The sequence below is a fragment of the Pseudomonas lijiangensis genome, from assembly GCF_018968705.1.
Lineage (GTDB): Bacteria > Pseudomonadota > Gammaproteobacteria > Pseudomonadales > Pseudomonadaceae > Aquipseudomonas > Aquipseudomonas lijiangensis.
In genome coordinates this window covers 3,004,007-3,013,750 of record NZ_CP076668.1, presented here as the reverse complement: position 1 = coordinate 3,013,750, position 9,744 = coordinate 3,004,007, and the positions used below count along the sequence as shown (strand labels likewise).

Here is a 9,744-nt window from a genome sequence, read left to right as displayed (position 1 = left end):
GGCCATGAAGAAAGGAGCTTCCCGCCGATGCGCGCGGGAAGCTCTGCTGCACAGAACACCGAAAAGTCAGTTACCGCCCCGTTTGGTGGGCGCGATCTTCAAGTATCAGTGGGCATCTATGAACAAGTCGAAATTGCGTAAGGTTGGATTGGGTACTGCCCTGGTATTGGTCGCGGGTGCCGTGTTGTATGCCATCGAAGCCCCGGCCAAGCCGCCGACCTATATCACTGCCAGGGTCGAGCGTAGCGACATCGAGAACGCCGTATTGGCAACAGGCGTGCTGGAAGGCATCAAGCAGGTGGACGTCGGTGCCCAGGTTTCAGGGCAGATGAAGTCGCTCAAGGTCAAGCTGGGGGACAAGGTCAAGAAGGGCCAGTGGCTGGCTGAAATCGACCCTCTGGTGTTGCGTAACACCTTGCGTCAGGCCGAAGTGGATGAGGAAAAGCTTCAGGCCGACCGGCTCTCCGCCAGAGCCCAGATGAAGCAGGCCAAGCGCTTGTATGATCGCTACAAGGAATTACAGACCGATCAGTCTATTTCCCGTCAGGACTTCGAGAATGCCGAGTCCGACTATGAAGTGCAGCAAGCCAACGTCAGCGCGCTGGATGCGCAGATCAAAAGCGCCCAGGTGCAGATCGACACGGCCAAGGTCAATCTGGGCTACACCCGCATCGTCGCGCCCATCGACGGCGACGTGGTGGGTATCGTGACCCAGGAAGGCCAGACCGTTATCGCCCAGCAACTGGCGCCGGTACTGCTCAAGCTGGCGGACCTGGACACCATGACCATCAAGGCTCAGGTGTCCGAGGCTGACGTGATTCACATCAGCACGGGTCAGGAGGTCTACTTCACGATTCTGGGTGAAGAGAAACGCTACTACGCCACGCTGCGCGGCACCGAGCCAGCGCCACAGGACTACCTGGAAACCGAAGGCAGCGGTTCGTCATCCAAGCAGAACTCGGCCGTGTTCTATAACGCGCTGTTTGAAGTGCCGAACCTCGACCATCGCCTGCGCATCTCCATGACCGCTCAGGTGCGTATCGTCCTCGACACCGCCAAGAATGCCCTGAGCATGCCGGTGGCAGCACTGGGCAATCGTGATGAAGAAGGTGTCTACACCGTTCGCGTCCTGGACAAGAGCGGCTTCGCCCAGGAGCGCAAGGTGCAGACCGGGATCAACAATAACGTTCAGGTGGAGATCAAGAACGGGCTCGCCGAAGGTGATCAGGTTGTCATCGCCGATCCGTCAGCGACCGTGGCGGGGTCCTGAGCATGAACCAGAAGGTAGAGGTTGCAGCTCTCCACGAGACGACGATCGATACAGGCAGCCCAATCCTGCACCTGCAAGGTGTGAGCCGCAGTTTCATGGCCGGAGACCGCGAGTTTCTGGCGCTCAAGCATATCGACCTGGCGATTCATGCAGGCGAGCTGGTGGCGATCATCGGTGCCTCGGGCTCGGGCAAGTCGACGCTGATGAACATCCTCGGGTGTCTGGACCATGCCAGCGGCGGCAGCTACAAGGTCAACGGCCAGGAAACCCGTGACCTCGACGACGAAGAGCTGGCGGCGCTGCGTCGTGACCATTTCGGCTTCATTTTCCAGCGTTATCACTTGCTGCCGCACCTGGATGCCGTGCGCAACGTCGAGATCCCGGCTGTATATGCCGGCAAATCCCAGGCGCAGCGGCATCAGCGTGCGTCAGAGTTGCTGACGCGCCTGGGGCTGAGCGGGCACCTGTCCCACAGGCCGAGCCAGATGTCCGGTGGCCAGCAGCAACGGGTAAGTATTGCCCGTGCCTTGATGAACGGCGGCCAGGTGATTCTGGCCGACGAACCCACCGGTGCCCTGGATACCGCCAGCGGCAAGGAGGTGATGAACATCCTTCTTGAGCTGCACGGCCTCGGCCATACGGTGATTCTGGTCACCCACGACCCCAAGGTCGCGGCCCACGCCGAGCGCATCATCGAAGTCAGTGACGGTGAGATCATCAGTGACCAGCGCACGGTGCAGAAGGCACAGGCTGCGCCCGAACCCGAGCCGCAGTTGCAGCATGAAGGCGCGGCCCGACGCCTGGGTGTCAGCCTCGGCCTGTTCCGCGAAGCCTTCAACATGGCCTGGATCGCCCTGATCTCGCACCGCATGCGCACCTTGCTGACCATGCTCGGGATCATCATCGGCATCACTTCGGTAGTGTCCATCTCGGCCATTGGCGAAGGTGCCAAGCGCTATGTGCTCAAGGACATCCAGGCCATCGGCAGCAACACCATCGATATCTACGCCGGCAGCAACTTCGGTGACAGCCGGGCAAAATCCATCGAAACCCTGTTGCCGTCCGACGTCGCGGCGCTCAACCGGATGTATTACATCGACAGCGCTACGCCGGTGGTCGGTCGCAGCATGCTGGTGCGCTATCGCAACATTGATGTCGATGCCCAGCTCAACGGCGTCAGCAACCGGTACTTTCAGGTGCGCAACATCCAGCTGGCGGCAGGCATCACCTTCAACGAGCAGGATGCACGACGTCAGGCCCAGGTGGTGGTGCTCGATCACAACACCGCGCAACGGCTGTTCGGGCCGGGTGTGAACCCGTTGGGGAAGGTGATCCTGATCGGCAATCTGCCGTGCACGGTGATTGGCGTTACCAGCGATCACAAGAACCTGTTCATCGCCGGCAATACCCTCAATATCTGGATGCCTTATGAGACGGCAGCCGGACGCGTGCTGGGCCAGCGCCATCTGGACAGCATCAGTGTGCGGGTCAAGGACGGCATGCCGAGCAAGCAGGTAGAGGAGGAGATCAAGGCCCTCATGCTGCAGCGCCACGGCACCAAGGACTTCTTCACCAACAACCTCGACAGCGTCATGCAGACCGTGCAGAAAACCAGTCGCTCGCTGACCTTGCTGCTGTCGCTGATTGCGGTGATTTCCCTGGTGGTCGGTGGTATCGGGGTGATGAACATCATGCTGGTGTCGGTGACCGAGCGGACCCGTGAGATCGGTATCCGCATGGCCGTCGGTGCTCGCCAGTCGGATATCCGCCAGCAGTTTCTGGTGGAGGCCGTGATGGTCTGCCTGATTGGCGGGGTTATCGGCATCGCCCTGTCTTACGGGATCGGCTACCTGTTCACGCTGTTCGTCAAGCAGTGGGAAATGGTGTTCTCACCGGCTTCGATCGTCACCGCCTTCGCCTGTTCGACACTGATTGGCGTGCTGTTCGGCTTTGTACCGGCACGCAATGCGGCAAGGCTTGATCCGATCGAAGCGTTGGCACGGGATTGAAACCCGCGTCCGAGGGCAGGTCCAGAGCCTCAGTTGGCGATGGAAATGCCTTCGGGCGACGCGTACATCCAGCGCATCAGTGAGTTGCGCCCGCTGATCCCCAGCTTGACGGCGGCGCGGCGCTGATAGCTGCCCACGGTATTGACCTTCAGCGTCAAACGTTCGGCCTGCTCCAGTGCCGTATGCCCGGCCAGCAGCCCGAGACAGACCTGTGTTTCCCGCTCTGAAAGCGTCAGGCCGGTTTCGCGAAGGCGCTCGTGGAAGCGGTCTTCAAGGCTTTCAGTCTTGTTGGCCTCGGCTCTGGACAGAACAGTCTGCAAGGCTTCCACATGTTTCTCGAGTATCGAAAACAGGAACGGCGAGATGTCTTTCAGCCGACGACGCTCGCCAGCGGAGAAACAGAGCGAAGGCGGCGCACGGAAAACCGTGATTCGGCAACAGTAGCCATCGGATTCCTGCATCGGATAGAGGTGAACCGAATCCGTGAACATACTGAGGGTGCGGGGTGAGGTGACGGTTTCGTCAAACATCGCCCGAGCGCTGGAATGCTCGGATTGCAGAGGCTGTGGCAGCGCATGAAGATGTGCGGCATCGATGCCAAGCTGCGTATTGATCAGCTCATGAAACGCACGTGAAAAATTCCGGGTACCAATACTGGCCATGACTCGGCCAATTTGCGGAAATAAGGTATGAGGCATTTTTTCATCCATGATGATGTAGCTGGGACAGGTTTTCGACGCTGATAAAGAGACCTCGGTCACGAAAGCGAATGTGCGTGATTGCTTGTATATACATTTTGATGTAGCGAAAAGCCAGGCCTTTAATGGCTATAGAGGGGCTGAGAGGTGCGGGTTCATGGCGCTATATTGCCTTTAAATCAATATCTTGCCGCTGGTATCTAAAGTAATCAGGAGAATAGGTACGGCGCATTGTGTACTGGATTCTGTACGCATCCTGTTACATGTTTACGACTTTTGCAGGATATACGTCAGGGTTTTTCGAGGCTGATAAAAAACGGCGCACAAGGGGGTTGTGCGCCGGCTGCCAACGAGTGGCCAGTTTCGGATCTAAAGCTGTGAATCGATCAGCGCACCAGGCAAGGCTGCTTGTTGTTGAACGTCCAGTCCGGGATCAGGTACTGCATGGCGGTGGCGTCGTCACGGGCACCCAGTCCCATGCCCTTGTAGACTTCATGGGCCTTTTGCAGGGCGTCCATATCCAGTTCGATCCCAAGGCCCGGCTTTTTCGGCACGGCCACAAGGCCTCCCTCGATTTTCAGCGGTTCTTTGGTCAGGCGCTGTCCGTCCTGCCAGATCCAGTGGGTGTCGATGGCGGTGATCTGTCCGGGAGCGGCAGCCGCGACCTGGGTGAACATCGCCAGGGAAATATCGAAGTGGTTATTGGAATGCGAGCCCCAGGTCAGGCCCCATTCGTTACACATCTGGGCAACCCGTACCGAACCCTGCATGGTCCAGAAGTGCGGATCGGCCAGCGGAATGTCCACCGACTGCAATTGAATGGCGTGCCCCATCTGGCGCCAGTCGGTCGCGATCATGTTGGTTGCGGTGCGCAAGCCGGTGGCGCGACGGAACTCGGCCATGACTTCACGACCGGAGAAACCGTTTTCCGCACAGCACGGGTCTTCGGCATACGCCAGCACATGATGCTGGTCGCGGCACAGGCGGATGGCTTCTTTCAATGACCAGGCGCCGTTCGGGTCCAGAGTGATGCGAGCGTCCGGGAAACGCTCGGCCAGGGCCGTGACCGCTTCGATTTCCTCATCGCCACGCAATACGCCGCCCTTGAGCTTGAAATCCTTGAAGCCATAACGCTCGTAGGCCGCTTCAGCCAGACTGACGATCTTTTCCGGGGTCAGGGCTTCTTCGTTGCGCAGGCGGAACCAGGCGTTATCGGCATCGGCCTCCGAGCGATAGGCCAGGTCGGTACGGGTGCGATCGCCGACGTAGAACAGATAGCCCAGCATTTCCACCGCATCCCGTTGCTGACCTTCGCCGAGCAGGGCGCATACCGGCACTTCCAGGTGCTGGCCCAGCAGATCCAGCAAGGCGGATTCCACGGCCGTGACCGCATGGATGGTGATACGCAGATCGAAGGTCTGCAGGCCACGTCCGCCGACGTCGCGGTCAGCAAAGGCTGTACGGACCTGTTTCAGCAGATGCTGGTAATTGCCGATGGACTGGCCGATGAGCAGGTCCCGAGCGTCTTCCAGGGTCTTGCGAATACCTTCGCCGCCCGGGACTTCGCCGACGCCGATATGGCCGGCGTTGTCCTTGAGGATCAGCACGTTTCGAGTGAAGTACGGGCTATGGGCGCCGCTGAGGTTGAGCAGCATGCTGTCGTGTCCCGCAACGGGAACGACCTGCAGTTCAGTGATGACCGGAGCGCCGCGTGTTGCCTGGCTGGAAGTCTGAGCAGTCATGAATCAAAGTCCTTTCTTGTTGTGAGTCAGCGAGGCGTGTGAGGGGCGGCTGGAGCATCGGCCTGCGCCGGTCTGTCTTCCAGCGGATCGCTGATCCCCTTGAGGTGAATGCGCTTGATATCGCCCACAATGAACAGGTAGCTGATGGCGGCGATCAAGGCGTTGGCGCCGACAAAGACCAGGGCCATCTTGAACGAGCCGGTGGCGGCGATGATGTAACCGATCACGATAGGCGTACTGATCGAGGACAGGTTGCCGATGGTGTTGAACAGGCCGCCAGCCAGACCGGCGATCTGTTTCGGCGAGGTGTCGGACACCACAGCCCAGCCCAGCGCCCCGACGCCCTTGCCGAAAAAGGCCAGCGCCATGAACGCGACGACCATCCAGTCGGCTTCGACGTAGTTGCAGATGATCATCGACATCGACAGCAGCATGCCGACGACGATAGGCGTTTTACGCGCCACGCTCAGGGAGTTGCCGCGTCGCAGCAGCATGTCCGAGAACACGCCACCCAGCACGCCACCCAGGAAACCGCAGATGGCAGGCAGCGACGCGATGAGGCCGGCCTTGAGGATGGTCATGCCGCGCTCCTGGACCAGATACACAGGGAACCAGGTCAGGAAGAAGTACGTCAGCGAGTTGATGCAGAACTGTCCGAGATAGACACCGGCCATCATGCGGTTGGTGAGCAGTTGACGGATGTAGTCCCATTTCGGGCCGCCATCGGCTTTCTTTTTCTTGTCATCGAGATCGATCAGGCCGCCGTTTTCGGCGATGTAGCGGACTTCCTCAGCATTGGCCAGCGGGTGATCCTTCGGGCTGTAGATGACCCGCATCCAGATCATCGAGAACACGATGCCTATGGCGCCCATGAAGATGAATACGTACTGCCAGCCGAAGCGATAAACGATCCAGCCCATCAGCGGCGCGAACAGCGCTGTGGCGAAGTACTGGGCCGAGTTGAAAATGGCCGAAGCCGTACCGCGTTCCTTGGTCGGGAACCATGACGCCACGATACGCGCATTGCCCGGAAAGGAGGGCGCTTCGGCCAGGCCGACCATCATGCGCAGCAGGATCAGAACCACCACTGCCGTGCCGACCCCGAATTCACCGATATAGCCCTGCAGCAGAGTGAACAGCGACCAGGTGAAGATGCTTGCCGCGTAGACCTTCTTGGAGCCGAAGCGGTCCAGCAGCCAGCCGCCAGGGATCTGGCCGAGCACATAGGCCCAGCCGAAAGCGGAAAAGATGTAGCCGAGGGTAATGGAGTCGATGCCCAGGTCTTTCTGGATGCTGGATCCGGCAATCGAGATGGTTGCGCGGTCGGCAAAGTTGATCGTGGTCACCAGGAACAGCATGAGCAGGATCAGATACCGGGCGCGGGTTTTCTTCGGTTCTTGCATGGATGACGCTCCCACTAGTTGTTTTTATGCGGGTAGATATGTGTGAGCAGGGCAAGCCGACTCATCCGTTGTCGTACAACGATAACGTTATCATTATTCAGATAACGTTATCATTCAAGCCCGGAGCAGCAGATTTTTTGAAAATGAAGGGGAATCAGGTGCTGGCGCGTTCGATCAGCGAGAAGCCGCTGTCGAAGTGGGTGATCGAGGTATCGCCCTCAAAGCGGCGCAGTAGAGCCTGCGCGACTTCATGGCCCATCTGTGTGGAGTTGACGCTGATGGTCGAAAGAGCCGGTTGCGCAAACCGACTGTTGGTCGTATCGCCGAAACCAAGTACGGCAATGTCCTGGGGAACCCGCAAGCCCAGTTCTGTGGCCTGGGCGAGTACGCCCATGGCGACGGTGTCTGAACTGCAGAACACCAGTTGCGGGCGTTGGGGGCTCAGTAACAGGCGCTTGAGTCCTTCGCGGCCGACTTCCCAGGTCGCGGGCAGAGGCAGTACCTCAACAGGCACCCCGGATATGCCATGTTGTGCCAGGCGTTGAATCAGGCTGTTGCAGCGGCGAATCCCGCGAGGATCATCGACGGTGATCACCGAAAAGCGCTGATAGCCCTTGGCGACGAAGTGATCGGCCACAAACTCGCCTACCTTTTCATGGGAAAAGCCGACCTGCATGTCCAGCGCCGTATCGCTCAGGTCCCAGGCCTCGACCACCGGAATACCTGCACTGGCCAGCCGGGCACGGCTGCCTTCGGTGTGCAGCGTGCCGGTCAGCACGATGCCGTCGGGGCGACGACCAAGAATTGCTTCCAGCAGCGACTCTTCCTTTTCCGGGGAGTAGCCGGTGGGGCCAAGCAGCGACTGATAACCGGCTTCCGTCAGGCGATCCATGATGGCTTGCACGGCAATGGCAAAAATGGAGTGGGCAATGGTGGGCAGCAGGATAGCCACCAGCTTGCTTTTGCTGCTTGCAAGGCTGCCAGCCAGAAGATTGGGCACGTAGCCCATGGCCTTGACGACTTCCAGAACCCGTTCGCGGGTTGCATCACTGACCAGTTCAGGGCGATTGACGGCGCGAGAAACCGTGATGGGAGAAACCCCGGCTGCACGCGCCACATCGATGACCGTGACCGGTGCATCGCCTGTGCCCGTTGCATTGATGAGATCCCTTCTGGATTTTCTTGCCACGGATGTCCTGACTGCTCTGATCAATGAGTGGGAAGCTCGCTGTATCAAAGCGTTCCCGAGGGTGGCGGGCATTTTACGAAAGGATGCAGGGCAGGGCAAACCATGACGTGTGAAACCACCCGCCAAATAAAGTATCGCTGGTGCGGGCGGATGATTACGATGAGCAACATTCAGCAAGGATCGGGGTAGGGAAACGATGCATCAGTCACTCATGGCCAGGGTAGCGGCCAGCATGGCATTCATGATTCTGGCCATGGGATGCACCCGGCAGCCAGAGGCTGAAAAGGCCGTGACACACCACGCGAGTTTTCAGGCGTACCTGCAAGACACCCGGCAGGAGATTCGCGAGCGCCGTCTTTTCCAGACTGAAAGCCGTGACAATGAACTGGTGTGGAACGCCCCTTTCGAGATCCGTCCTGCCGTACCTTCCGGCAAGGCGTTGCTTCTGCTGCACGGGCTGGGTGATTCGCCCTGGTCATTCGTTGACGTCGCCCAGGATTTTGCCGATCAGGGCTATGTCGTGCGGGTTGCGTTGCTGCCCGGGCATGGCACCCGGCCTGAAGACCTGATCGATATTCACCTGGAAGAATGGCAGCAACTGGTGCAGGAGCAGGTTGCACTGCTGCGACAGGATTTCCCGGAGGTCTATCTGGGCGGATTCTCGACCGGTGCGAATCTGGCACTCGCCTATGCCATGAAGGACCCCGACATCAATGGCCTTGTACTGTTTTCGCCAGCCCTGCGTTCCAGTGCCACCTTCGACTGGGTTACGCCATGGCTGGCTCATGTCAGGACCTGGATCGTCCCGCCCAACGAGTCTCGTCCGCAGCAATCGCCCGTACGCTATTACAACGTGCCCACCAACGGTTTCGCCCAGTTCTACCGCAGCAGCGTGGCGGTTCGCAGCCTGATCGAGCATGAAAACTTCGACCGTCCCGTGGCCATCGTCCTGACCGAAAAGGACTCGGTCGTCGATGTGCAGTATGTACGGGATATGTTCAGCCGCCGCTTTACAAACCCTGCCAGCCGATTGATCTGGTATGGACAGGAGCAGGCTGGAGCACTGGATTCATCGCGCATCCTGACCCGCACGGACCGCCTTGCAGATGAGCGTATCAGCCAGTTTTCCCACATGGGCATTCTGTTTTCGCCGCAGAACGCTTTGTATGGTCGATCAGGGAAACTGCGTTTCTGCTGGAATGGCCTGAATGCCAAGGATGTTGCGCGCTGTGAGGCAGGGGAAGAGGTGTGGTATTCCGAGTGGGGCTACCGTGAGCCGGGCAAGGTGCATGCGCGCCTGACGTACAACCCGTACTTTGCGTGGCAGTCGCAGGTTATCCGGGGTGTGCTGGAAGCTGCGAAGCCGAAGGGGTAGGCCGATCAGTTAATGTCAATGAATCACTTTGTGGGAGGCAGCTTGCTGGCGACTTCAG

7 protein-coding genes are annotated in these 9,744 nt (G+C 59.2%); 3 read left to right on the top strand and 4 right to left on the bottom strand.

The features are described from left to right. Nucleotides 1-118 precede the first annotated feature (118 nt). Nucleotides 119-1,270 carry a macrolide transporter subunit MacA gene (gene macA / locus KQP88_RS12595; RefSeq protein WP_200992199.1) on the top strand — a complete coding sequence of 384 codons (1,152 nt, stop codon included), beginning with the start codon at nt 119-121 and terminating at the stop codon, nt 1,268-1,270. A gap of 2 nt (nt 1,271-1,272) precedes the next feature. After that, nucleotides 1,273-3,279, top strand: coding sequence for a MacB family efflux pump subunit (locus KQP88_RS12590; RefSeq protein WP_025260213.1), 2,007 nt, complete (start codon nt 1,273-1,275; stop codon nt 3,277-3,279). A gap of 29 nt (nt 3,280-3,308) precedes the next feature. Here the strand turns inward: KQP88_RS12590 and KQP88_RS12585 are convergent, their stop codons facing one another. The 4 genes from KQP88_RS12585 to KQP88_RS12570 form a co-directional block, all read right to left on the bottom strand. Beyond that, a complete protein-coding gene (locus tag KQP88_RS12585) occupies nt 3,309-3,977 on the bottom strand; it encodes a helix-turn-helix transcriptional regulator (protein WP_200992393.1) in 669 nt (222 codons plus the stop codon). A gap of 386 nt (nt 3,978-4,363) precedes the next feature. After that, nucleotides 4,364-5,719 (bottom strand): glucarate dehydratase, encoded by a 1,356-nt coding sequence (gene gudD / locus KQP88_RS12580; protein ID WP_216703199.1) that lies wholly within the window; start codon nt 5,717-5,719, stop codon nt 4,364-4,366. 26 nt (nt 5,720-5,745) lie between these two features. Beyond that, nucleotides 5,746-7,122, bottom strand: a complete 1,377-nt coding sequence (locus KQP88_RS12575; RefSeq protein WP_216703198.1) for an MFS transporter — start codon at nt 7,120-7,122, stop codon at nt 5,746-5,748. A gap of 154 nt (nt 7,123-7,276) precedes the next feature. Continuing rightward, nucleotides 7,277-8,311, bottom strand: coding sequence for a LacI family DNA-binding transcriptional regulator (locus KQP88_RS12570; protein WP_200992202.1), 1,035 nt, complete (start codon nt 8,309-8,311; stop codon nt 7,277-7,279). Between the two features lie 196 nt (nt 8,312-8,507). On the opposite strand from KQP88_RS12570, the gene KQP88_RS12565 reads away from it, so the two are divergent. Then, nucleotides 8,508-9,686, top strand: a complete 1,179-nt coding sequence (locus KQP88_RS12565) for an alpha/beta hydrolase (RefSeq protein ID WP_253950478.1) — start codon at nt 8,508-8,510, stop codon at nt 9,684-9,686. The last annotated feature ends 58 nt before the right edge of the window (nt 9,687-9,744 follow it).

Bases quoted from the DNA above. Each gene is read 5' to 3' on its own strand.
- macA (WP_200992199.1), top strand. From the start codon at position 119: ATGAACAAGTCGAAATTGCGTAAGGTTGGATTGGGTACTGCCCTGGTA.
- KQP88_RS12590 (WP_025260213.1), top strand. From the start codon at position 1,273: ATGAACCAGAAGGTAGAGGTTGCAGCTCTCCACGAGACGACGATCGAT.
- KQP88_RS12585 (WP_200992393.1), bottom strand. From the start codon at position 3,977: ATGCCTCATACCTTATTTCCGCAAATTGGCCGAGTCATGGCCAGTATT.
- gudD (WP_216703199.1), bottom strand. From the start codon at position 5,719: ATGACTGCTCAGACTTCCAGCCAGGCAACACGCGGCGCTCCGGTCATC.
- KQP88_RS12575 (WP_216703198.1), bottom strand. From the start codon at position 7,122: ATGCAAGAACCGAAGAAAACCCGCGCCCGGTATCTGATCCTGCTCATG.
- KQP88_RS12565 (WP_253950478.1), top strand. From the start codon at position 8,508: ATGCATCAGTCACTCATGGCCAGGGTAGCGGCCAGCATGGCATTCATG.